The sequence below is a fragment of the Rahnella sp. BIGb0236 genome (assembly GCF_004364755.1).
GTDB classification, from domain to species: Bacteria; Pseudomonadota; Gammaproteobacteria; order Enterobacterales; family Enterobacteriaceae; genus Rahnella; species Rahnella victoriana.
On sequence record NZ_SOAO01000012.1, the window covers coordinates 152,704 to 177,017 of the forward strand.

At 55.9% G+C, this 24,314-nt stretch carries 21 protein-coding genes; 13 read left to right on the forward strand and 8 right to left on the reverse strand.

What is annotated here, in order from left to right:
- Window positions 1–7: 7 nt before the first annotated feature.
- The 5 genes from xdhB to EDF78_RS20525 all read right to left on the reverse strand — a co-directional run bounded on the left by xdhB (window position 8) and on the right by EDF78_RS20525 (window position 7,211).
- Window positions 8–2,407 (reverse strand): xanthine dehydrogenase molybdopterin binding subunit, encoded by a 2,400-nt coding sequence (gene xdhB / locus EDF78_RS20505; RefSeq protein ID WP_133823806.1) that lies wholly within the window; start codon window positions 2,405–2,407, stop codon window positions 8–10.
- Window positions 2,400–3,803: a xanthine dehydrogenase small subunit gene (gene xdhA / locus EDF78_RS20510; protein WP_133823807.1), complete on the reverse strand. Its 1,404-nt coding sequence runs from the start codon at window positions 3,801–3,803 to the stop codon at window positions 2,400–2,402. The genes xdhB and xdhA overlap by 8 nt, the downstream gene beginning before the upstream one ends.
- Before the next feature lie 115 nt (window positions 3,804–3,918).
- Window positions 3,919–4,587: a TetR family transcriptional regulator C-terminal domain-containing protein gene (locus tag EDF78_RS20515; RefSeq protein ID WP_119826088.1), complete on the reverse strand. Its 669-nt coding sequence runs from the start codon at window positions 4,585–4,587 to the stop codon at window positions 3,919–3,921.
- Window positions 4,584–5,936: a guanine deaminase gene (gene guaD / locus EDF78_RS20520; protein ID WP_095922063.1), complete on the reverse strand. Its 1,353-nt coding sequence runs from the start codon at window positions 5,934–5,936 to the stop codon at window positions 4,584–4,586. Before guaD ends, EDF78_RS20515 begins: the two co-directional genes overlap by 4 nt.
- Before the next feature lie 102 nt (window positions 5,937–6,038).
- Window positions 6,039–7,211, reverse strand: a complete 1,173-nt coding sequence (locus EDF78_RS20525) for an ROK family transcriptional regulator (RefSeq protein WP_195817518.1) — start codon at window positions 7,209–7,211, stop codon at window positions 6,039–6,041.
- Window positions 7,212–7,519: 308 nt separating this feature from the next.
- On the opposite strand from EDF78_RS20525, the gene EDF78_RS20530 reads away from it, so the two are divergent.
- The 8 genes from EDF78_RS20530 to ydfG all read left to right on the forward strand — a co-directional run bounded on the left by EDF78_RS20530 (window position 7,520) and on the right by ydfG (window position 16,181).
- On the forward strand, window positions 7,520–8,770 hold the full coding sequence (locus EDF78_RS20530) for an extracellular solute-binding protein (RefSeq protein ID WP_133823808.1): 1,251 nt from the start codon (window positions 7,520–7,522) through the stop codon (window positions 8,768–8,770).
- Between the two features lie 62 nt (window positions 8,771–8,832).
- Window positions 8,833–9,735, forward strand: coding sequence for a sugar ABC transporter permease (locus tag EDF78_RS20535; protein WP_095922065.1), 903 nt, complete (start codon window positions 8,833–8,835; stop codon window positions 9,733–9,735).
- On the forward strand, window positions 9,732–10,571 hold the full coding sequence (locus tag EDF78_RS20540; RefSeq protein ID WP_131692813.1) for a carbohydrate ABC transporter permease: 840 nt from the start codon (window positions 9,732–9,734) through the stop codon (window positions 10,569–10,571). The genes EDF78_RS20535 and EDF78_RS20540 overlap by 4 nt, the downstream gene beginning before the upstream one ends.
- 26 nt (window positions 10,572–10,597) lie before the next feature.
- Window positions 10,598–11,551, forward strand: a complete 954-nt coding sequence (locus EDF78_RS20545; protein ID WP_133823809.1) for a carbohydrate kinase family protein — start codon at window positions 10,598–10,600, stop codon at window positions 11,549–11,551.
- Window positions 11,552–12,646: a sn-glycerol-3-phosphate ABC transporter ATP-binding protein UgpC gene (ugpC, locus tag EDF78_RS20550; protein WP_133823810.1), complete on the forward strand. Its 1,095-nt coding sequence runs from the start codon at window positions 11,552–11,554 to the stop codon at window positions 12,644–12,646.
- 112 nt (window positions 12,647–12,758) lie between these two features.
- Entirely contained in the window at window positions 12,759–14,204 is a 1,446-nt protein-coding gene (locus EDF78_RS20555) for an MFS transporter (protein ID WP_095925142.1), read from the forward strand.
- Window positions 14,205–14,250: 46 nt separating this feature from the next.
- Window positions 14,251–15,306, forward strand: a complete 1,056-nt coding sequence (locus tag EDF78_RS20560; RefSeq protein ID WP_133823811.1) for an aldo/keto reductase — start codon at window positions 14,251–14,253, stop codon at window positions 15,304–15,306.
- A gap of 125 nt (window positions 15,307–15,431) precedes the next feature.
- Complete coding sequence (gene ydfG, locus EDF78_RS20565) at window positions 15,432–16,181, forward strand: bifunctional NADP-dependent 3-hydroxy acid dehydrogenase/3-hydroxypropionate dehydrogenase YdfG (RefSeq protein WP_095922070.1); 750 nt, start codon at window positions 15,432–15,434, stop codon at window positions 16,179–16,181.
- 123 nt (window positions 16,182–16,304) lie between these two features.
- On the opposite strand, the gene EDF78_RS20570 is transcribed toward ydfG, so the two are convergent.
- Window positions 16,305–17,600, reverse strand: coding sequence for an NCS2 family permease (locus EDF78_RS20570; RefSeq protein ID WP_095922071.1), 1,296 nt, complete (start codon window positions 17,598–17,600; stop codon window positions 16,305–16,307).
- 251 nt (window positions 17,601–17,851) lie between these two features.
- Between EDF78_RS20570 and EDF78_RS20575 the strand changes: the two genes are divergently transcribed.
- A complete protein-coding gene (locus tag EDF78_RS20575; RefSeq protein ID WP_095922072.1) occupies window positions 17,852–18,757 on the forward strand; it encodes a LysR family transcriptional regulator in 906 nt (301 codons plus the stop codon).
- Window positions 18,758–18,761: 4 nt separating this feature from the next.
- On the opposite strand, the gene EDF78_RS20580 is transcribed toward EDF78_RS20575, so the two are convergent.
- On the reverse strand, window positions 18,762–19,088 hold the full coding sequence (locus EDF78_RS20580; RefSeq protein WP_133823812.1) for a YnfA family protein: 327 nt from the start codon (window positions 19,086–19,088) through the stop codon (window positions 18,762–18,764).
- 132 nt (window positions 19,089–19,220) lie between these two features.
- Here EDF78_RS20580 and EDF78_RS20585 point away from each other — a divergent pair, with 132 nt between their 5' ends.
- A complete protein-coding gene (locus EDF78_RS20585) occupies window positions 19,221–19,589 on the forward strand; it encodes a DUF1283 family protein (RefSeq protein WP_095922074.1) in 369 nt (122 codons plus the stop codon).
- A 52-nt stretch (window positions 19,590–19,641) separates the two neighbouring features.
- Window positions 19,642–19,935, forward strand: coding sequence for a DUF1161 domain-containing protein (locus tag EDF78_RS20590; RefSeq protein ID WP_095922075.1), 294 nt, complete (start codon window positions 19,642–19,644; stop codon window positions 19,933–19,935).
- Window positions 19,936–20,086: 151 nt separating this feature from the next.
- Here the strand turns inward: EDF78_RS20590 and malI are convergent, their stop codons facing one another.
- Complete coding sequence (gene malI / locus EDF78_RS20595; protein WP_095922076.1) at window positions 20,087–21,118, reverse strand: Mal regulon transcriptional regulator MalI; 1,032 nt, start codon at window positions 21,116–21,118, stop codon at window positions 20,087–20,089.
- Window positions 21,119–21,371: 253 nt separating this feature from the next.
- On the opposite strand from malI, the gene malX reads away from it, so the two are divergent.
- Entirely contained in the window at window positions 21,372–22,985 is a 1,614-nt protein-coding gene (malX, locus tag EDF78_RS20600; RefSeq protein ID WP_095922077.1) for a maltose/glucose-specific PTS transporter subunit IIBC, read from the forward strand.
- Between the two features lie 59 nt (window positions 22,986–23,044).
- Window positions 23,045–24,220, forward strand: coding sequence for a MalY/PatB family protein (locus tag EDF78_RS20605; protein ID WP_133823813.1), 1,176 nt, complete (start codon window positions 23,045–23,047; stop codon window positions 24,218–24,220).
- The last annotated feature ends 94 nt before the right edge of the window (window positions 24,221–24,314 follow it).

A 24,314-nucleotide genomic window follows, 5' to 3' on the forward strand; every position in this document is an offset into this window, starting at 1 on the left:
ACCTCCGTTAGCCCGTGACATTGCTGTTGAGCGCATCGTCAAAAGTGACAACGTCACCTGTGAAACGTAACTGATTCACCCCATTCAGCACCCTTTCCGGCGTGGCAGGCGCATCGATATGCGGATGAACGCGGTAATTTGCCAGACTGGCGACCGCATCTTTGATCGCGCACCAGACCGAAATCCCCAGCATAAAAGGCGGCTCGCCCACGGCCTTGGAATGGAAAACGGTGTCTTCCGGGTTTTTGCGGTTCTCCACCAGCCTGACACGTAAATCCTGCGGAATATCGCCAATCGCCGGGATCTTATACGCCGCCGGACCGCTGGTCATCAGGCGTCCTTTGTCGTTCCATACCAGTTCTTCGGTGGTCAGCCAGCCCATGCCCTGCACGAAACCGCCTTCAACCTGACCAATATCAATCGCCGGATTCAGCGAGTCGCCGACGTCATGCAGAATATCCGCACGCAGCAACTTGTATTCGCCGGTCAGCGTGTCGACCAGCACTTCCGCGCAGGCCGCGCCGTAGGAGAAATAGTAGAACGGATGCCCGGCTGCTTTGCTGCGGTCATAGAAAATCTTCGGCGTTTTGTAATAACCGGTGCTGGAAAGCGGTACCTGATTCAGCCAGCACTGGGTGGCGACCTGTCCGAAACTGAAATATTGATCTTTAACCCGCACCTGACCGTTGCTGAACACAATGTCCTTTTCCTGCGCATCATGCTGTCGCATCAGCATCTCAACCATGCGCCCTTTAATGATTTCGGCCGCGTTTTGTGCGGCTTTCCCGTTAAGATCCGCGCCGGAGGAGGCTGCGGTCGGCGAGGTGTTAGGCACTTTGCCGGTATCGGTCGCCGTGATCTGAATAGCGCTGATATCAACCTGAAACACTTCCGCCACCACCTGCGCCACTTTGGTATTCAGCCCCTGTCCCATCTCGGTGCCGCCGTGATTAAGCTGAATACTGCCGTCGGTATACACCAGCACCAGAGCGCCCGCCTGATTGAGGAAACTGGCGGTGAAGGAGATGCCGAATTTTACCGGCGTCAGCGCCAGACCCTTTTTCAGATAACGGTTGCGGTGGTTAAACTCTGTGACAGCGTCACGTCTTGCGGTGTATTCCGCGCTGTCTTCCAGTTGCTGAGTCATTTCCTGCAACAGATTTTGCCCCACCGGCTGGTGATAATGCGTAACGTTGCGGCTTTCCTGACCGTAGTAATTGTTTTTACGCACTGTCAGCGGATCCAGCCCCAGTTCGCGGGCGATGTGATCGACAATGTGCTCAATCGCCACTATCCCCTGCGGGCCGCCAAATCCGCGGTACGCCGTATTGGAGGCCATATTGGTTTTACAGCGATAACCGGTAATCAGCGCATCACCGAGGTAATAGGCATTATCAGAATGGAACATGGCACGATCGACGATAGATCCGGACAGATCCAGCGAATAACCGCAGTTGGCCGCCAGTTTGATATCGATCCCATGAATGATGCCCTCATCGGTAAAGCCGACGTCATAACTGACGTGAAAAGGATGGCGCTTGCCGGTGATCAGCATGTCATCCTGACGGGCCAGACGCATTTTCGCGGGGCGTCCGGTGAGGTGCGCCGCCAGGGCCGCCAGACATGCGGTGCCTGCCGCCTGTGTTTCTTTGCCACCAAATCCCCCGCCCATGCGGCGCATATCAACCACCACTTTATGCATCGGCACACCCAGTACCGACGCGACCAGCTTTTGCACTTCTGTCGGATGTTGCGTCGAGCTGTACACCAGCATCGCGCCATCTTCACCCGGCATGACGGAAGCAATCTGCGTTTCGAGATAAAAATGCTCCTGACCGCCAATTTCCAGTTCACCCTGCAAACGGTGCGGCGCACAGGCCAGCGCCATTTCGGCGTCACCCCGTTTATGCTGGTGCGGTTCTTCCACGTAATGTTCCAGCGCCAGCGCCTGTTTGACCGTCAGTACCGCGTCGCGTGGCTGATACTCCACTTTCGCCAGGGCCACCGCTGCGCGTGCGGCTTCCATTGACGTTGCGGCAACCACCAGCACAATCTGGCCAACATACTGCACCGTGCCCTGCGCCATCAGCGGATCACCGTGAGTCAGTGGCGCGATGTCCGGATTGCCCGGCACATCGCCGGCGGTCATTACCCGCACCACGCCCGGTACGCCATAACAAGGTTCGGTATCGATGGACACAATATCCGCGTGAGCGTGCGGACTGAGCAGCGGCACAAGATGCAACTGATTGGGGAATTCCAGCCGGTCGTCGACATACACCGCCTCGCCGCTGACATGTTTATCCGCGCTTTCGTGTTTCTGGCTTTTGCCGACGCCGCTCTGCAGGCCTGCGCGAAAACGGGCTTCCATCTCAGCCTGAGAAAGTAAGGGTTTGGATTCAGACATAGTGTGTTACCCGCATCAGAGTTTCCGGAGACGTCATTTCGATATGGCAGCGGCGCAGCAGATTTTTCGCCACCTGCATGCGATATTCGCGGCTGGCGCGGAAATCACTGATCGGCGTGAAATCCAGATCCAGCGCCTGACAGGCTTGCTCAACCGTCGCCGTTTGCCACGGCTGGCCGAGTAACTGTGCCTCGCAATACCCAGCCCGCTTCGCCACTTCCGCCATGCCGCCAAATGCCACGCGGGCATGCACCACCACGCCGTTTTGCACTTCAATATGCAACGCCGCGCACACCGCTGAAATATCGTCTTCCAGCCGTTTCGACACTTTATAGACCCGCAACTGGCGGGCAGCGGAGGTGTTGCGCGGGATGCGTATTTGTTCGATGAATTCGCCCGGTTGTAACGCTGTTTTGCGATACCCGAGGAAGAACTGATCGAGCGGTAATTCCCGCTTTGTTTCTCCGCGACGCAATAACAGCGACGCGCCGAGCGCCAGTAACACCGGGCCGCCGTCGCCGATGGGCGAAGCGTTAGCGATGTTGCCGCCAAAAGTGCCCTGATGACGAATTTGCTGCGAGGCAAAACGTTCAAGCAGTTCGCCAAACGCCGGGAATTCATCGTGCAAAACTGGCATACAGGTGCTGAGCGGTGTCGCCGCGCCAATATGAATTGCCTGACCGGTCAGCGTAATCGCGTTGAGTTCAGGGATATGACTGAGGGAAATCAGTTTCGGGATACGCTGGTAACGCTGCGTGACTTCCAGCGCCAGATCGGTGCCGCCAGCCACCAGCCGGGAATCCGGTTGGGCCAGATAACGTTCTGCCAGTTCATCCACCGTGACCGGTTGATCAGTGGCAGATATCGCGCGGAGTTTTTCCAGCGTCTGCCGGGTATCTGCATCAAACTGATCCGGCTGCGGCGCTTCACAAATGGCTTTCGCCGCGTCCATGATCGGCCGGTAACCGGTGCAGCGGCAAAGGTTGCCGGAAAGGGTTTCCTGCACGCCTTCCACGGAGAAAACGGGTTTACTTTTTTCCATCGCAAACAATGACATCACAAAACCCGGCGTACAAAATCCGCATTGCGAGGCGTGGTTATCGACCATCGCCTGCTGCACATGATGCAGTTCGCCATGATGTTTAAGATCTTCCACCGTGATCAGTTGCTTGCCATGCACGGCAGGCATAAAGGTCAGACAGGCATTGACGGCGCGGTATTGCAGCGTATCGCCCTGCGCTTCAGCCAGTACCACGGTACAGGCGCCGCAGTCACCGGAGGCGCAACCTTCTTTGGTACCGCAACGGCCCGCCTCACGGCGCAGATACTGTAATACCGTCGTGTCAGCGGGCAGATTTTCTGTGTGGATCCTGCCGTTCATCAGAAATTGGATCATGATCATATCCTTCAAAAATCACTGGTTTGCTCCCTCCCCTGCGAAGGGGAGGGTCGGGGTAGGTTTTCAAAGCAAAATCAAAAAGTTGATGTGTGCTTTGACCGGGTGTCAGCCCTTAATACCCCCTCCCGTCCTCCCCCTTCGCAGGGGGAGGAGCAAAGGCTTTACAGCCATTCAGAATCAGTGTCGTGACCTCATCGATAATGTGCTCACGCGCCTGGTCATCGCCTTCAAAATTGCCGTACATGTGTTTCACCTGCACCGCGAAATCGGCGTAATACTGCGTGACTGCCCAGATATGCATGATGAACAGACGGGCATCCAGCGCACGGATTTTGCCCTGTACGATCCACTGATGGATCAGGTTCTCTTTGCCAATAATGTTCTGTGTGGCCTGCGGCCAGTATTTCTGCAAATAGTGACCGCCGCCGAGCACCTCGCTGGTGAAAATGCGTGACAGCTCCGGCTGATCGAACGAGAAATTCAGCTTGTTACGGATATAGCGGCTGAGCACCGCCTGCGGTTCGCTGAGTGACGGGTCGAATTGAATGATATCGCCCCAGACTTTCAGCACTTTTTGCAGCAGTTCTTCGTACAGTTCTTCTTTGCCCGCGATGTAATAATGCAGCTGGGCCTTTTTGATCCCCGCCCGTTGAGCGATAGCCTGCGTGGTCGCACCCTGAAAACCCTTTTCGCTGAACTCTGCAATCGCTGCCGCGTGGATATTTTCCAGCGTGCGTTCACGGGCAATGCGGACTTTGCCGCCGGTATCATTGTTCATCATGCTGATAGCGCCTCCTGCCGGGCATCCCGGGCATAAACCCGCTCGCCGTCCACGTAGGTGCAATACACATTGCGGTCATCACCCAGCGTCATCAGCACAAACAGCTTTTCGGCCAGCGTTTTGCTGTTAGTCGCGCGTAATTTTTGCAACGCGCTGACACCCGGTTCGAGCACCACGAAATCGGCCTCCTTCCCGGCGTTGAAATTGCCAATTTTGTCGTCAAGATGCAGCGCCCGTGCGCCGCCCAGCGTGGCGTGATAGAAAGCTTCGAATGCGGATAAGCGGTAACGCTGAAGCTGGCCGACTTTGTAGGCTTCCGACAACGTTTCCAGCATGTTGAATGTGGTGCCCGCACCGACGTCCGTCCCCATGCCGACGCGGATTTGCTTCTGCCAGGATTTCTGCAAATTGAACAGCCCGCTGCCCAGAAACAGATTGGAGGTCGGACAAAAAGCGATGGTGGAATCCGTGTCATGCAGACAATCCCACTCGCAGTCATCCAGATGCAGACAATGCGCAAACACGCAGCGTTCGCCGGTCAGGCCGTACTGATGATAAACGTCGAGATAATGCTGATGTTCAGGATGCATCTCTTTTACCCACGACAATTCAGCGACGTTTTCGCTGAGATGGGTATGCATGTAAACATCCGGAAATTCCTGCCGGAGCATACGCACTTTTTGCAGCAGTTCCGGCGAAGACGTCGGCGCAAAACGTGGCGTCAGCGCATAGCTCAGGCGCTGGCGGTTATGCCAGCGCGTAATCAACTGACGCGTATCGCGTTCACTGTCTTCCGGGGTTTCCAGCAGGGCGTCGGGGGCGTTTTTGTCCATCATCACTTTGCCTGCCACCAGGCGCATATTGATGTCCGAGGCTTCTTTAAATAAGGCATCGACCGACTGCGGATGCACGGTGCCAAACACCAGCGCGGTGGTGGTGCCGTTAAGCAGTAGCTGACTGATGAAGAATTTCGACATGCGCTTCGCGTAGTCCGCGCAGTGATATTGTTGTTCGGTCGGGAAGGTGTAGCGCGTCAGCCATTCGAGCAGTTGCTCACCGTACGCGCCGATCATTTCGGTTTGCGGATAGTGGATATGGGTATCGACAAAGCCCGGCACGATCAGCTTGTCGCGATAATCGTCGATTTCCAGCGCGGCGGTTTTGTGTGCCAGCGCCAGCTTGCCCTCGCCTTCCTGCCAGCTTCCCAGCCAGACGATCGTCCCGCCGCTCAGCAGCATCAGGCCGTCTTCGATATAACGCACCTGCGCTTCAAAATCTTCCGGCGTTAACACCGGCTCACGGATATCGAAGAAATTTCCGCGGACGGCGCGGGTGATGATCTGACTCATGGCATGGTCCTTCTCTGCAACATTCTCGTTCATGATTGATAACAGAACATTTGCAAAGCTTATGCCAAATCTGACCGATCGGTCAGACCATCCGGATGTTTTTTATTTCAGCAGGACTTCGTACCGGGGATTGAACTCGTCAAAAATGGGTAGCGCCGCCGCACCCAGCGCAGCAGTGTCGCTGCCGGACATTCCCAGGCGGATACGCGCACTTTGCGCATAGCGGCTGCGCACCGAATTATACAATGGCGTCAGGCGCTTAATCAGCTTCTCCACCAGCGGCTTAGGCATGGTGCCGCCGATAATCACACTCTGCGCATCGAACACACATTCCATAATATTGATGGCCTGTAACGCCGGTTCGGCGGCAGTATCCAGCCATTTCTCGAACAGCGCCTCATCGACTTTCAGCAGATCTTCGGGCATGGCCGACATCGGATCCAGACCGCAGGCTTCGTACGCCGCCTGCAAAGAAACATAACGTTCAAGGCAGCCTTTGTTGCCGCAATAGCATTCTCGGCCGCCCGGTTGCACCACAATGTGGCCGACCTCGCCCGCATTGTGTGCATGACCGGTGTAAATCCGTCCGTCGGTGAAGATGCCCGCGCCCAGTCCGGTGCCGATATACAGATACACAAAAGACGATAATTGCTTGGCGACGCCGTGAAAGCGTTCACCGATCGCCGCCACCGTCGCATCGTTTTCCAGCGTGACCGGCCAGCCGGTCGCCGCGCTCAAACGCGCTTCAATATCAACGTTATCCCAACCGTGCAGCGTGGTCGGGCCTTGCGAGGAGATCCCCTCCACGCCAAACGGCCCCGGCATCACCACGCCCACCCCCAATATTTTTCGCCAGTCAATTTTCACCTGTTGGCGCATTTCTTGCAGAACCTGATCAATCAGAGCCAGCGTGGGCTCTGGCTGCGGTTTCTGCACATGGATCAGTTTGCGAAAGCGGACAGTCCCGGTGAGATCCACCAGCACAATCAGCAGCGACTGATGATCAAGATGGATGCCGATGGAATAGGCGCTGTCAGGATTGAGTGTCAGTGGCGTTGCTGGTTGACCACGTCCGCCCGCCCGGCGCGGCAGATGGGAGGACAGAATGCCCGCCTGCTCAAGTTCGGTGGCAATGTTGGAGACGGTCTGTGGTGTGAGCGACGTCAGTCGCGCGATTTCGGCGCGGGTCAGTTCACCATTAAGACGAATGGCTTCGATCACCACCCGACGATTGTGCGCACGGGCGTGCTCAAGATTGGTGCCAGAAGTTGTTATCACGTCCCTCTCCACGGTGAAGACCTTGCGGGCAAGTATGCTGTCACGGATTACAGCAATCAAATTGATTTTATAAATGACAGAATATGAATATGACGGTGCCATCACAGCTTTGAATGTTATTGGCATGTTAATAATAATCGCCAGTCACTATTCGCTTTCCAATGTTTTTAAGATTCACCTTCAGATCCAGTAGCACAATCCGGCAGGGACGCAGGGACTGGCAGAACTATGCCTTCCCATTTTTTTTAGCCGATTAAAGCAATCAAATTGATTTAATAAACTTAACCCTGTTTCGGAGAATGACGATGAGCCTACGATTTACCCCTGCGGCCACCTTGTGCGCCCTCTCTGCCCTGACGTTGGGATACACCGCCAGCGCGCTGGCCGACACCACACTCAGCGCCCTGTTTATGACTCAGGCGGCCTACAGCGAAGCGGATATCCGCGCGATGACGGCGGATTTCACCAAACAGCATCCCGACATCAAAGTGAATCTGGAATTTGTGCCGTATGAAGCGCTGCACGACAAAATCGTGGCCGCACGCGGTGCCGGTGATAAAGGCTATGACGTGGTGCTATTCGATGCCATCTGGCCTGCGGAATTTAACAAATACGGCCTGTTGCAGGATGTCACGGCGCGTATTCCGGCCGAAGAAAGCAACAAGATTTTTGACGGTGCCATTTCCACCGTGACCTACAAAGACAAACGCTGGGGAATGCCGTGGATCCTCGACACCAAATATTTGTATTACAACAAAGCCATGCTGGCCAAAGCCGGGATCACCACCCCGCCCGCCACCTGGGCTGACGTTGAAAAGCAAGCAGCGATCCTGAAAGAAAAAGGTATCGTCAAATACCCGCTGGTCTGGAGCTGGTCGCAGTCGGAAGCGTTGTTGTGCGACTACACCACCCTGGTTTCCGCGTTTAAAGGTGATTTCTATAAAGACGGCAAGCTGAACTTCACCAATTCCGGCGCGATGAAAGCCATCAGCTACATGAAAGAGACGCTGGATAAAGGGCTGACCAACCCGAACTCGCGTGAGTATCTGGAAGAGGATGTGCGTAAATCCTTCTCCAACGGCGATGCCGCTTTCGCGCTGAACTGGACTTACATGTACAACATGGCGAACGACCCGAAACAGAGCAAAGTCGCCGGGGATGTCGGCGTGGTGCCTGCGCCGGGTGAAACCGCAGGCGGCGCGTCCGGCGTTAACGGATCGATGGGTCTGGGCATCGCCAAAGCCAGCGCGCATCCGGATCAGGCATGGGAATACATCAGCTACATGACCTCGCAGCCGGTGCAGAACAAATACGCCAAACTGAGCCTGCCAATCTGGAAATCGTCTTATGAAGATCCGGCGGTGCAGAAAGATCAGGAGCAGCTGATTGCCGCAGCGAAAACCTCGCTGAATGTGATGCTGTCGCGCCCGGTGACGGCGGATTACTCCCGTCTTTCCAACATCTTGCAGCAAAACATTCAGGCGGTATTGCAGGGTAAAACCCCGGCACAGGACGGTATGGAAGCCGCGACCAAAGCCGCTGACCGTTTACGTTAAGTTTTAAAGCCAACACGACAATTAAGCCCGCCCGGTTTTGGCCGGACGGGCTGGGAAAAGATATGCTGACATTACCCCAACGCGAGAAACGACAAGCCTGGCTGCTTCTGGCGCCCATGCTTGTGATGATGTTTTTACTCACCGCCTGGCCTCTCGCCCGGACGTTGTGGCTCAGCTTTACCGATGCCGGTCTGATCGGCGACGGTTCCGCCCCCAACTGGGTGGGCAGCGAGAATTTTATCTATGCGCTGACGGATCCGGATTTTCGCGCCGCACTGTGGCGGACGCTGTATTTCACCGTCGTGTCTGTCGTGATTGAAGGCATTATCGGCGTGCTGGTGGCCCTGTTGCTTAACCAGCCATTTTGGGGGCGCAGTGCCCTGCGCGTGCTGGTCATTTTACCCTGGGCATTGCCGACTATCGTCAACGCCACGATGTGGCGGCTGAACTTTAATCCGGATTACGGCAGCATCAACGCCCTGCTTTCTCAGCTCGGTCTGATTGATGCCTACCGCAGCTGGCTCGGCGATCCCGCCTCCGCCATCAATGCCGTGATGTTCGCCGATATCTGGAAGAACTACCCGCTGATCACCCTGCTGGTGCTGGCGGCGTTACAAACCATTCCGGAAGACCTGTTCGAAGCGGCGCGGCTTGACGGTGCGTCAGCTTTCCGCCGTTTCCGTAAAATCACCTTACCGGCGATTGCGGCACCGCTGGCTGTCGCGCTGATCCTGCGCACCATCGATGCTTTTAAAATCTTCGACATCATTTATGTCATGACCCGTGGCGGCCCGCTCGACAGCACCAAAACGGTCAGTTTCTTTGTTTATCAGGAATCGTTCAGCTATCTGCGCGCCGGTAGCGGTGCCGCTTACGCGATACTGATGACGCTGATCTGCGCCCTGCTGATCATGATTTATATGGTGATGTTACTGCGCCAGCGCCGTTCAGGGAGCAGCGAATGAAACAGAAAATCCGCCTCGTTTTACGTTATGTCGCCGCGCTGGTGCTGGCGGTGTCCATTCTTGCGCCATTGCTGTGGATGTTCCTGATGAGCGTCAGCTCGGCGGAAGATCTGACCCGCATTCCGCTGGAATGGCTGCCGCGTCACTGGGATTTCAGCCGTTACGCCAGCCTGCTGACTTTACAGGCCGGCACGCCCGGCGCGCTGTTCCTGCATGCGCTCGGCAACAGTGTGCTGGTGGCCTGCGGTGCCACACTGGTGTCGTTGCTGCTGGCGATACCGGCAGCCTACAGCTTCTCACGTTATCCCGGTCGTGACGGCTGGCTGTTTGGCAGTCTGGCGATTTACATGGTGCCGCCGGTGGCGTTTGTGCTGCCGCTGTATTTCATTCTGCAACAACTGACGTTGCTGAATACTCACCTCGGGCTGATTCTGGTCTATTGCTCGATGATCCTGCCGTTCCTGACGTGGATGCTGAAAAACCAGTTCGACGCGCTGCCGGTGGATATCGAGCAGGCTTCCCGCCTCGACGGCCTGCGTTACTGGCAGGTATTGCTGCGCATCACCCTGCCGCTGGCCAAACCGGCGCTGGGCGCGTCGGCCATGTTTGGCTGGCTGCTGGCCTGGGATGAATTTTTCTACGCCCTGCTGTTTACCAACAATATCGATGCCCAGACGTTGCCGGTTACCATTGCCGGATTCACCGCCGGGCGCGCCACTGACGACGGCCTGATTGCCGCTGTCGGTATTCTTGCGGCCATTCCGCCGCTCTTCATTGCGCTCTGGCTGCAAAAAACCATGGTCAGCGGGTTAACCGCCGGCGGCAGCAAAGGCTGATTATGACCCTCAGGGAATTCTCATCAATGACAACACAACCTGAAACCCGCGCCACGCTGTATGTGGCGGGCAACATTAACGTGGATTTGATCATGAGCACGCTGCATGAATGGCCGAAAAAAGGCACCGAAGCGATGCTCGAAAGCAGTTCCTTACGACCCGGCGGTTCAGCAGGAAACTGTGCACTGGCGCTGTCCGCGCTGGGTTCGCCTTTTCGTCTGGTGGCCAATCAGGGCAACGATCAGTTCAGCGGCTGGCTGGCGGGCATGTTCCCGGAAAGCGCATCAGGCTGGCCGACCTGTGACTGCGAAACCTCGCTGACATTTGGCGTGACACATCCCGATCACGAACGGACGTTTTTCAGCAATCAGGGCCATATCGTCCGGCTTTCCATGCAGGATGTGCTGGGGCAAATCCCGGACACCGCTCAGGCCGGTGACTGGATATTATTGTGCGGCACCTGGCTGTGTACCGCGCTGTATGCCGACTATCCGCAACTGCTGGCACAGCTCAGAGCGCGCGGTTATCGGGTGGCAGTCGACAGTGGCTGGCCGCCGGAAGACTGGAGCGATGCCCTGCGGGATCAGGCGGCGAACTGGCTGCCGCATTGCGATGCCCTGCTGCTCAATGAAGTCGAAACTCTCGGGCTGGCGGACTCCGCCACGCTCGACGAGGCCGCGCATCATCTTCTGGGAAAGATGGCTGCAAAGGCATTTTGCGTGGCGAAATGCGGCCCGGACGGCGCACGTCTGTGGAGCCGCAACCTGACGCTGCATCAGCACGCCGAACCGGTAGAGGTGGTGGATACCATCGGTGCCGGAGACAGTTTTAACGCCGGATTTTTATCCGCGCTGATTTATGGCCTGCCGCCTGCCACGGCGCTGCAATGGGGTGTCCGCGTGGCCGGTTGTGCCATCAGCAGTTCCCCGCGCCGTTATCCTGACTGGCAATCGCTTTCTGGCCTTGTGGAGAAAATCTAAATGGCTCTGGTAGAACTGGTAAAAGTGGCCAAACATTATGGCAAAGTGCAGGTGCTGAAACCGCTGGATCTGACTATCCCGGACGGCAGTTTCACCGTACTGGTCGGCCCGTCGGGCTGCGGAAAATCCACCTTACTGCGCCTGCTGGCCGGGCTGGAATCGCTGTCTGACGGTGACATTCTGCTCGACAAACAGCAGATCAATAATTTCGACCCGGCTGATCGTGATATCGCCATGGTGTTCCAGAGTTACGCGCTGTATCCGCACCTGACCGTGGCCGAAAACATGGCATTTCACATGCAGGTGAAGAAAGTGCCGAAAGCCGAACAGCAGGCCAAAGTGCAACAGGCCGCCAAAGTGCTGGGCATCGACCATTTACTGAAACGCCTGCCGAAGGATCTGTCCGGCGGCCAGCGCCAGCGTGTCGCCATGGGGCGTGCGCTGGTGCGTAATCCGAAAGTGTTTCTGTTTGACGAACCGCTGTCCAACCTTGACGCCCAGTTGCGTATGGAGCTGCGCGCTGAAATCAAATCGCTGCATCAGCAGTTCCGCACCACCACGGTGTACGTGACGCACGACCAGATCGAAGCCATGACTCTTGCCGATAATATCGTGGTGATGAAAGACGGTTTTATCGTGCAACAGGGCGATCCGCTGTCGATTTATGACAAACCGGTCAATACCTTTGTGGCGCGGTTTATCGGCTCTCCGCCGATGAATCTGCTCAGCGGCGTGTTCCAGAATATCGACGGTCAGCCGGGCGTGACCTGCGATCAGTTGTGGTTTGCGCTGCCGGAGAAATGGGCGTTACAGGCGCGGCATTCTGAAGGTCAGACCGTCACCCTGGGTCTGCGTCCGCATGATTTGAGACCGGTGCAGCACAGCGTCCAGCCTGCGGCGACGTTGCGTCTGCTGGAAGTGACCGGCGAAAGCAGCCTGCTGCATATCGACTGGAGCGGATTCCCGTTGCATGTTCAGTTTGCCGGACGCGCCCGCGTCAGCGCCGATCAGCCGCTTTATCTCGACGCCAACAGTGAGGCGATCCACCTGTTTGATGCGGCGACAGGCGAACGTCTGGCGGAAGATCACCGTTAACACGCCACTGCGTCTCCCCCGTTTTCCGGGGGAGACCGCAAAACGCCGTTGACGCGTTTCCCCGATGGGTTATGCTCAGTCTTTGCTTATTTCATTAGCGCGCTTACTGTCTATGGGCTTCTTCTCAAACAAAAAATTCTCACTTCCGCCGGGTTCCGCACTGCCGTTGCTGGTCGCAGGGGCGTTCTTTATGGAAAACCTCGACGCCACGGTGATCGTGACCGCGCTGCCGCAGATGGCGAAAGATTTCGGCGTGCATCCGGTGGACATGAACATCGGCGTTTCGGCCTATATTCTGACGCTCACGGTATTTATTCCCGCCAGCGGCTGGATTGCTAACCGTTTCGGCACCCGTAATGTCTTCTCGCTGGCGCTGATTTTGTTCACCCTCGCCTCAGTGCTGTGTTCCGCCAGCACCAGTCTGCCGACCTTTACCGCCGCGCGCATGTTGCAGGGATTTGCCGGTGCGCTGATGGTGCCGGTCGGGCGTTTAGTGGTACTGAAAAACACCCAAAAATCGGATCTCATCCGCGCCATCGCCACCATCACCTGGCCGGGGCTGGTCGCGCCCATCCTCGGGCCGCCGCTCGGCGGGTTTATCACGACCTATGCGTCGTGGCACTGGATATTTATTCTCAATGTGCCGCTCGGGATTATCGCCCTGCTATACAGCCGTAAACTGATCCCGCAGGTGCCCGGTGAGAAAGGCGTGCCCTTTGATATCACCGGTTTCGTGCTGACCGGCGCGGCATGTCTCGGGTTAATCTTCGGGCTGGACATGTTTAATCAGGGCAATATCGACTGGAAGCCGGTGTCTATGGTAACCGGCGCGGTGATGATGGGGGCGCTGGCAGTCTGGCATTCGCGCCGGGCTGCGCATCCGTTACTGCCGCTGACGGCACTGAAAATTAAAAGTTACGCTGTCACGATTTACGGCGGCTCGCTGTTCCGTGTTGCCATCGGCGCCCTGCCTTTCCTGCTGCCGCTGATGTTCCAGCTGGGTTATGGCATGAGTGCATTTGATGCCGGTCTGCTGGTGCTGTCGGTGTTTGCCGGAAATCTGGCGATGAAGCCTTTTACCTCACCGATTCTGCACCGCTTCCGCTTTAAGTCGATTATGCTGGTTAACGGCCTGATCAATTCCGCGACCATTTTTGCCTGTGCGCTGTTGACGCCCGAGGTGCCGACGGCGCTGACTCTGTTGCTGCTGTTTGCCAGCGGGATGAGCCGCTCGATGCAGTTTACCGCGCTCAACACGCTGGCCTTTTCTCAGGTGCCTTCGGAACAAATGGGCGGAGCGAACACACTGTTTAATACCGCGCAGCAGCTTTCCACCGGTCTGGGGATCGCCATCGGTGCGCTTTCCCTGCGCCTGGCGGAACATTTTCTGCCTGCCAGCGACACCTTGCAGACCGGCACGTTTCACATCGCTTTTATCATCATTGGCCTGTTTTCACTGGCCGGCACGCTCGACAGCCTGACGCTGGACAAAACGGCAGGCGATGAAATACGTCGTAAAAAAGAATCTGTACCCCGACCGGCTGTACCGGAAAAATAAGGCGCAGCCAGACTGAAATTACGTATCCGAAAAATGGAGATAAACCATGGAATACCGTCTGTTAGGCCGTTCCGGCCTGAAAGTTTCAGTTTTAAGCCTGGGCACCATGACGTTTGGTGGTCAGGGGAAATTTGCCAAAACCGGACAAACTGACGTTGAGGCGGCACAGCGCCAGATAGGCTTGTGCCTTGATGCCGGGATTAATCTGTTTGATACCGCTGATGTCTATTCAGGCGGTGAATCAGAAGTGATCCTCGGCAAAGCACTGGGCAGCAAACGCCACGAGGTGCTGGTCGCCAGTAAAGCCCGCTTCCCGATGGGTGACGGCCCGAACGACCGCGGCTCATCCCGCCATCATATCCTGCGCGCCTGCGAAGCCAGCCTGAAGCGTCTGGGCACGGATTATCTGGATTTGTATCAGCTGCATGAATGGGACGGCCTGACCCCGCTGGAAGAAACCTTGCGCGCGCTCGACGATCTGGTCAGCAGCGGCAAAGTACGTTATGTCGGTGTTTCCAACTTTTCCGCCTGGCATGTGATGAAAACCCTCGGCGTGGCAGAGGCAAATCACTACATCCGTCCGGTCAGCCAGCAAATCCATTACACCCTGCAGGCGCGCGAAGCAGAATATGAACTGCTGCCCGCCGCGCAGGATCAGGGGCTGGGCGTGCTGGTCTGGAGTCCGCTGGCAGGCGGATTGCTTTCCGGGAAATATCGCCGCAATCAGGCGGCACCGGAAGGCACCCGCCATCTGGCCGACTGGGGCGAACCGCCGGTACGTGACGAAAGCGCGCTGTATGACGTGGTGGATGTGCTGGTGGACATCGCCGAAGCACGCGGCGTTTCAGCCGCGCAAATCGCGCTGGCGTGGCTGATTGCCCGTCCGCAGGTCACTTCCGTGATTGTCGGGGCGCGTAACGACACTCAGTTGCAGGATAACCTGCTTGCCGCAGAATTAAGCCTCAATAACGATGAAATTGAACGACTTAATCAGGTCAGTCAGTTGCCATTGCTGTATCCTTACTGGCATCAGGCGCAGACCGCACCGGATCGCTTATCTCCGGCAGATTTATCGCTGATTGCGCCGTATTTAAAAAAGTAACCGCAACAAAATGATACGCACTGAGACCGGTTGACTATGCCGGTCTCGTTATTTTTGTGTTAATACTTACAGAGTTCTTTGGTGTGCTTCGTGCGCATCTTGCTTAAATACAGAGGAATACCGGGATGATTATTTTTGTTACCGGCGCCACCGCCGGATTTGGTGCTGAAATCGCACGTAAGTTTGTTAAAGAAGGTCACAAAGTGATTGCCACCGGCCGCCGCAAAGAGCGTCTGGACGATCTGAAAGCGGAACTGGGCGATGCCCTGTATGCCGTTGAGCTGGACGTGACGAACCGCGCGTCTATCGATGAAGCTATCGCCAGCCTCCCCGCGGAATGGCGCAATATTGACGTGCTGGTCAACAACGCCGGTCTGGCTCTCGGTATGGAAAAAGCCGACAAAGCGTCGCTGGAAGACTGGGACAAAATGATCGACACCAACACCAAAGGTCTGGTGTACATGACCCGTGCCGTGCTGCCGGGAATGGTAGAACGCAATACCGGGCATGTGATCAACATCGGTTCCACCGCAGGCAACTGGCCTTATGCGGGCGGTAACGTGTATGGCGCAACCAAAGCCTTCGTACGCCAGTTCAGCCTGAACCTGCGCACCGATCTGCACGGTACTCACGTCCGCGTCACCAACATCGAACCGGGCCTGTGCGGCGGCACCGAATTCTCCAACGTACGCTTCAAAGGCGACGATGAGAAAGTCAGCAAAACCTATGATAATACCAACCCGCTGACCGCAGCAGACGTCGCGGAATCGGTATTCTGGGCATCCACCCTGCCAGCGCACGTCAACATCAACAGCATCGAAATGATGCCAGTCAGCCAGTCCCTCGCCGGTTTGCAGGTACATCGCGAAGGGTGATGTGGGTTCCTGATTTGAAAGAGAAAGCAGCTCCGGCTGCTTTTTTTATTGCCTGATTTTGTCAAGCCAACAAAAAAGGCGCGGCAAACCTGCCCGCGCCCTTCTGACTGATCCCGCGTTTTTTTACGCGCTCAGCCAACCCAGTTTGATCACAAACAGAATCGACAACACCACCAGCGCCGCATTCAGCTCACGCGCGCGGCCGGTCAGCAGTTTTGCCAGCGTCCAGGTGATGAAACCAAACGCGATACCGTTGGCGATCGAATAGGTGAATGGCATGGTCAGCGCCGTCACAGTGACAGGTGCAGCCACGGTGATGTCTTTCCAGTCGATTTCAGCCAGACCAGAGGTCATCAGCACTGCGATAAACAGCAGCGCCGGTGCGGTGGCAAAGGCCGGAACGCTACCCGCCAGCGGAGCAAAGAACAGGCTCAGCAGGAACAAAATCGCCACCACAATCGCCGTCAGACCGGTACGGCCACCGGCGCTCACGCCTGCCGCCGATTCGATGTAACTGGTGGTCGTGGACGTCCCGAGCAGTGACCCGAACAGCGCAGCCGCACTGTCAGCGACCAGCGCACGGCCCATTTTCGGGATGTTGCCATCTTCGTCAGCCAGACCGGCACGTTTAGTCACGCCAATCAGGGTACCGGAGTTATCGAACACATCCACAAACAGGAATGCAAACACCACGCTAATCAGGGAAACGTTGAACGCGCCCTTGATATCCAGTTGCATAAAGGTCGGTGCAATGGATGGTGGCATGGACATCACGCCGCCAAACGGTGAGTAGCCCAGCGCAATCGCCAGAATCGTCACGCCCAGCACGCCGATCAGTACCGCGCCTGTCACTTTGCGTGCTTCCAGCACCACAATCACAATGAAGCCCAGCATGGCAAACAGCGGACCCGGTTTGGTCAGATCGCCCAGACCCACCAGCGTGGCCGGGTTAGCCACCACGATACCGGCGTTTTCCAGCGCAATCAGCGCGAGGAACAACCCGATACCGGCGGCAATCGCCGAACGCAGCGGCAGCGGAATGCTGCGGATAATCCATTCGCGAATTTTAAAGATCGATAACGCAAAGAAGATACAAGCAGAAAGGAAAACAGCACCCAGTGCGATCTGCCAGGTGTAACCCATATGCAGAACCACGGTGTAGGTGAAGAAGGCGTTTAACCCCATGCCCGGCGCCAGTGCGATCGGGTAGTTGGCAATAAAGCCCATCAGTGCGGAACCGATTGCGGCAGCAAGACACGTTGCCACAAATACCGAGCCTTTATCCATCCCCGTCGCGCCCAAAATAGACGGGTTAACGAACAGAATATAAGCCATTGCTAAAAATGTAGTGAGTCCTGCCACAATCTCAGTCCGCACGTTGGTACGGTGAGCTTTCAATTTAAATAGTTTTTCTAACATGAGAAGGAATCTCTTGGTCGCGTGACAGCTTTTGATCGGGTGACCAAAGTGCACGCTTGTTATTAGTGTTGTTTTTCAAAACACGCACCGCGCACATAAACGTGTTTTGACGAACCCTGTCATTGCCCGTTTTGCACGCAAAACAACCTGAGGTGATTGTTTTACAAAGGGGCATCGCACAATCTAGGAAAAATGAGTGATGCAGTCCATAATAGATATCTCACTTATTCACTGCATAAATTAGTACACCCATGTCGCCATTCTCCCGGTTTTCGCAATATTTCACCGAAGTCGCCCGAACAGGAAGTTTGCGCAAAGCAGCGGAAGTGCTGCACGTCTCGGCCTCGGCCATCAACCGGCAGATCCTGCAGGCCGAACAGACGCTGGAAACCCCGCTGTTTGAGCGCCTGCCCACGGGTCTGAAACTGACCTCCGCCGGGGAAATTCTGTTCGATGATATCCGCCGCTGGCGAAAAGAGTTTTCGCGCACGCGTGAACGTTTCGACGAAATTCAGGGGCTGCGGCGCGGACATGTCACGATTTCGATGATTGCCGCACTCAGCGAAGGCATGGTGGCGGAACTGATTGCCGAGGTGGGCGCAGAGCACCCTTATCTGACGTTTGATATCCGTATAGAAGACAGCCGCAATATCAGCGAACAGGTCAGTTCAGCGGAAGTGGATTTCGGGTTATTGCTGGATCCGGTCGAACACACCGGACTGGAAGTGCGCGCCTTTGCGGAATTACCCATCGGCATCGCCATGCCGGTCGGCCACACCCTCTCGCAGCAGGCATCGCTGTCGTTCAGTGATATCGCCTCTTACCGGCAGATCATTCCCTCGGAACCATTGATGGTGAATGCCCGCGCCAAACTGCTGTATAACCGCTATCAGCTCCTGGAAACGCCGTCGATTGTCTGTAATGACGTACGCATGATGCGCGAACTTATCCGCAAAGGTGCCGGTGTCGGCGTGCTGAGTCTGTTAGATGTACTGCCAGATTTACAGGAAAAGCGGCTGGCGTTTGTGCCGTTGCAGGGTCGCAGCGCCAAACCGCTGACGCTGGCGTTATGCGTTGCTCCGCGCCGCCAGTTGTCGCGTGCCGCGCAGATTGTGATCCAGAAAGTGATTGTGATGATGGAAAGATTATCGCAATAACGGATTACGCGCTTTTCCAGCCAGAGATAATGATCAGCATCCCGGCCAGCGCCACACACGCGCCCAGCCAGTCGGTGGTGCTGAGTTTCACGCCATCGACAAACCGCAGCCACAGCATGGCGGTCATCACATAAACGCCACCGTACGCGGCATACACCCTGCCGCTGGCCGCCGGATGCAGGGTCAGCAGCCAGACAAACGCCGCCAGACTGAGCGCGGCAGGCAATAACAGCAAAATGCTGCCGCCCTTACGCAGCCAGAGATAGGGCAAAAAGCAGCCGATAATTTCCGCCAGCGCGGTGGCAAAGAACAGTAAAGTTGTTTTGAGCATAATGAGGCCAGGTTTACAGTCCGTAGTTCAATCGTGAATCAACCAGTTTGCAGGCTTTGGATGACGTCAGTCTGAGGGATGTTATAATTGAAGTATTCGCCTGAGCGATGTGTAAATTAAAAGGATTAGCTAATGAATACAACGTTTATCACCCGAATGACCCGCAGTGTATTGCCGGTTGCCTTGCTGGTCATGACAGCGGCCTGGCAGGCGCCTGTTCAGGCTGCCACCAACTGTGCGGGCGGGACCTGTGTCTTTGGCGGAAGCGGCAATGAGGCCATGTCCAACGAAGAAGCCCGTCAGAGCAAAGAACAATGGAATGAAACCCAGCGTCTGCGCGCCATGAAAAATGAGCGTAACGAGAAAGACTTCTCCAAATATGACCAGTCGGTTGATCTGCGCGACAAGTGTGAAGCCAGCCAGAACATCAATGCATACTGGGAACCGAATACCGAACGTTGCCTTGATCGCCGTACCGGCCATCAGTTACTGGCTCCGTAAATCCTGTCTGCTAAACTCGTAAGTACACTGGTTTTCATAAAAGGAATGAATGATGAAAAAGACACTCATGGCAGGTCTTGCTGTCGTTATGTTCGCACCGTTGCTGGCACAGGCTTCCTGTGAAAGCGTAAAAGCTGACATTACCCAGAAAATCGTGGCAAACGGTTTGCCTGAATCAGGGTTCAAACTGGATATCGTGCCAAATGATCAGGCCGAACAATCCGGCGGTCAGGTTGTCGGCCATTGCGGCAATGACAGCCAGAAGATTGTGTATACCAAAACCGCTGACGCGGGAGAGACTTCAGCGGCAAGTCCTGAAACAGGAACGAGTCAGGATTCTCAGTGATAATGCCTTTCTCCTCCCCCTGCGAAGGGGGAGGTTGGGAGGGGGTTTTAATGACATACCCCTGTCCGAATCAAACATTAACTAATTGATTAATCTTTAATACCCCACCCCAACCCTCCCCTTCGCAGGGGAGGGAGCAAAACAACATCCCCTAAGCCGATTCCCTCTCCACCAGCCCCGGCGGCAAGATAATATTTTGTGCTTCCAGATTTTGCCCTCCGATCCTCATCAGTAAGCGCCTTGCTGTCGCATAACCGATTTCCCGTGCAGAATTGGCAATCGAGGTCAGAGGCGGCTCCGTCAGTTCAGATTCCGGGGCATCTTCCATGCCGATTAAGGCGACTTTCTGCTGGAAGAAACTGTCTACTGCACCGCCCCCGACCTGTGCGCCGGTACGCATCACACCGAAATAGGCACCCAGCGCCACGGAAGATTTATGGCACACGATGGCGCTGATTTTCGGATAGTGGGACAGAAGGGTTTCGGCAGCGTCGGCGGCGCATTTTTGCTGGTAATCACACTCGATGATCCATTCACTGCGAAAAGGCAGCCCGTATTGCAGCAAGGTGGCGCAGAAACCGCCGAGGCGTTCGGCGCGGGTGAGCGAGTTGCTCAGTCCGCCGAGATAGGCAATTTGTTTGTGGCCGCGTTTGATCAGATATTCCGTGGCCATTTTCGCCGCGAGCATATTATCAGGGCGGACAACGTCGACGCCTTCAATGCCGCCGGAACGGGCGGCGCAAATCAGCGGCACGCCCTGCTCCTCTGCTTTTTCCCTTAACCCGGCGATCGTATTTGCCCCCCCGGCGATCACAATGCCGTCCACGCCGTGCGTGAGTAAGGTATCAAAGCAACGCATCAGTCCTTTGCCCGCCGGACCACTTTGCAGCAGGAACAACACCTTGCCCTGCGCTTCAAACATTTCGCTGAGACCGGCGGTCATTTCGGCATAAAAGGGTTCGCAGATATCACGCACAATCAGCCCGACCACGCCGGACTCACCGCCGCGCAGCGTACTGGCCTGACGGTTACGCACAAAGCCCAGTTCATCCACGGCGCGGTTAACCCGTTCAGCCGTCGTCTGGGAAATACGCCCTTTTCCGCTGAGCACCAGCGAGACGGTGGTCACCGAAACACCGGCGTGCTGTGCCACATCAATAATGGTGATTTTTTTAGGGTTCATCAGAGGTTGTCGTTCGTATCAGACTGCATAAAACGGGATCCTTTCCCGCCCGCGGTATCCGCTCGTTGGAATACTTAGCGTGGTCAAACAGTTATACCTAATTCCCGCTATTGAGTAAAACGTTTAACCTTGATTTAAGCCACGCAGGACAGGCATTGTTTAATATTGTGAGTTACAACACGTATTAATCAGGTAAAACGTTTTATCTTAGCCGCCGTTATAAGCAGCTATTAAAACAACTCAGGGAGCGGGTATGCCTGCCAACAAAAAACAACGTGTCACACTTTGGGAATTCTTCCAGAGCTTAGGGAAAACTTTCATGCTGCCGGTCGCCTTGCTGTCGTTCTGCGGCATCATGCTGGGCATCGGCAGTTCATTAAGCAGCCACGACGTCGTGACGCTGATCCCCACATTAGGTAATCCGGTTCTTCAGCTAATTTTCGTCTGGATGAGCAAGGTCGGTTCATTCGCGTTCAGTTTCCTGCCGGTGATGTTTGCTATCGCCATCCCGCTGGGTATGGCACGTGAAAACAAAGGCGTCGCGGCGTTCTCCGGCTTCGTCGGTTTCGCGGTGCTGAATCTGGCCATCAACTTCTTCCTGACCGCTAACGGCACGCTGCCGACAGTCGATCCGATGGTGCTGAAAGCCAATAACATCCAGATGATCCTCGGTATCCAGTCCATCGACACCGGTATTCTGGGCGCGGTGATTGTCGGTATCATCGTGTACATTCTGCACGAGCGTTACAACACCATCCGTCTGCCGGATGCACTGGCCTTCTTCGGCGGTACCCGTTTCGTGCCGATCGTCACCACGGTGGTGCTCGGTCTGGTCGGGCTGCTGATCCCGTTGATCTGGCCTTTCTTCGCCGCAGGGATTAACGGCCTGGGCCGTCTGATTCAGGGCGCAGGGGTATTTGGCCCGATGATTTTCGGTTCCGGCGAACGTCTGCTGTTACCGTTCGGTCTGCATCATATTCTGGTGGCGCTGATCCGCTTCACCGAAGCCGGTGGCACGCTGGATGTCTGTGGCCGCGAAGTCAGCGGTGCGCTGACTATCTTCCAGGCGCAGCTCTCCTGCCCGACCACTCACGGTTTCGCGGAAAGCGCGACGCAGTTCCTGTCTCAGGGCAAAATGCCAGCCTTCCTCGGCGGCCTGCCGGGTGCGGCACTGGCAATGTATCACTGTGCGAAACCTGAAAACCGTCATAAAATTAAAGGTCTGCTGATTTCCGGCGTGGTGGCTTGCGTAGTTGGCGGTACAACGGAACCGATCGAATTCCTGTTCCTGTTCGTTGCGCCAGTGCTGTATGTGATCCATGCATTGCTGACCGGTCTGGGCTTCACCATTATGTCCGTACTGGGCGTAACCATCGGCAATACTGACGGCAACATCATCGATTTCGTGGTCTTCGGTATCCTGCACGGTACAGCAACCAAATGGTATCTGGTGCCGTTGGTGGCAGCGATCTGGTTCGCGGCTTACTACGCGATCTTCCGCTTCTCTATCACGCGCTTTAACATTAAAACGCCGGGTCGTGAATCCGAGAATACGCCAGCCGCAGCAGCCGTACCGTCTTCCAGCAAATCAGGCTATAACGTGCCGGTTATCCTGAGCGCGTTGGGCGGTGCCGGTAATATCGTTTCACTGGATAACTGCATCACCCGCCTGCGTCTTTCGGTGGCAGATATGTCGCTGGTTGACGATGCAACGCTGAAAGCCAACCGGGCGATTGGGGTCGTGCACCTGAATGAGCACAACCTGCAGGTGGTCATTGGTCCGCAGGTGCAGTCAGTAAAAGATGAACTGGATTATCTGATCCGTACCGCGGCGAGTCAGTCCGCGCCAGAACCGGTCATTGCGTAATAAGATTAACAGGGGCGACATATGTCGCCCTTTTCTGCTTTATTCAGGGAGTGAAACGAATGTCTTTTGATTTCTCCACCGTCACCGACCGTCACGGCACCTGGTGCACACAATGGGATTATGTCGCTGACCGTTTCGGAAGTGCCGACCTGTTGCCGTTCACCATCTCCGACATGGATTTCCCCGCTGCGCCGTGCATTCTCGACGCGCTGCAAAAACGTCTGCAACACGGTGTGCTGGGTTACAGCCGCTGGCAGCATGATGATTTTCTCGGCGCGGTGGCGCACTGGTATCAGCAGCGTTTTAACAGCCAGATTGACCGCGACATGGTGGTGTACGGCCCGTCGGTGATTTATATGGTGGCGCAACTGATCCGCCAGTGGAGTCAGCCGGGCGATGGCGTGGTGACGTTCACCCCGGCCTATGATGCGTTCTTTAAAGTGGTAAATGGCAATCAGCGCAACATGCTGGCCTGTCCGCTGATAAAAAACGGCAACGACTGGTCGCTGGATGCGCAGCAACTGGAAAGCCTGCTGGCGCAACCCACCTGCTCACTGCTGTTGCTGTGCAGTCCGCACAACCCGACCGGTAAAGTCTGGACGCGCGAAGAAGTGACGCTGATCGCCACCCTGTGCGAACGTCATAATGTGCGGGTGATCAGCGATGAAATTCATATGGATATGGTCTGGGGCGACAACCGGCATACGCCATGGAATGAAGTGGCGCGCGGCGAATGGGCATTGCTGACTTCCGGTTCGAAAAGTTTCAACATTCCGGCGCTGACCGGCGCTTACGGGTTGATCAGCCATAAAGTGCAGCGCGATGCGTATCTGCATCAGCTCAAAGCCTGCGACGGCTTATCCTCCCCGGCGGTACTGGCCGTTCATGCGCATGTTGCCGCCTATCACCACGGCGAACCCTGGCTGGATGCGCTGCGCGACTATTTGCAGGCCAATCTGCGTTACGTCGCAGACCAGCTGAATGCCGCTTTCCCGCAGCTGAACTGGCAACCGCCGCAATCTACCTATCTGGCATGGATTGATTTGCGTCCGCTCGGACTTGATGACAAACAGCTGCAAAAAACGCTGATCGAACATCAAAAAGTCGCCATCATGCCGGGTTATACCTACGGCGAAGAAGGCAACGGTTTCCTGCGTCTGAATGTCGGCTGCCCGAGATCTAAAGTGGAAGCCGGTGTTGAAAAATTAATCAATGGCATCAGAGAGTTGGTCTGAGCTCCTCCCCCTGCGAAGGGGGAGCAGCTGTGTCGAATGTCAATCCGGCAGCGATTAATTTGCTGCCCATTCACGACCATCTCGCACCATCGCA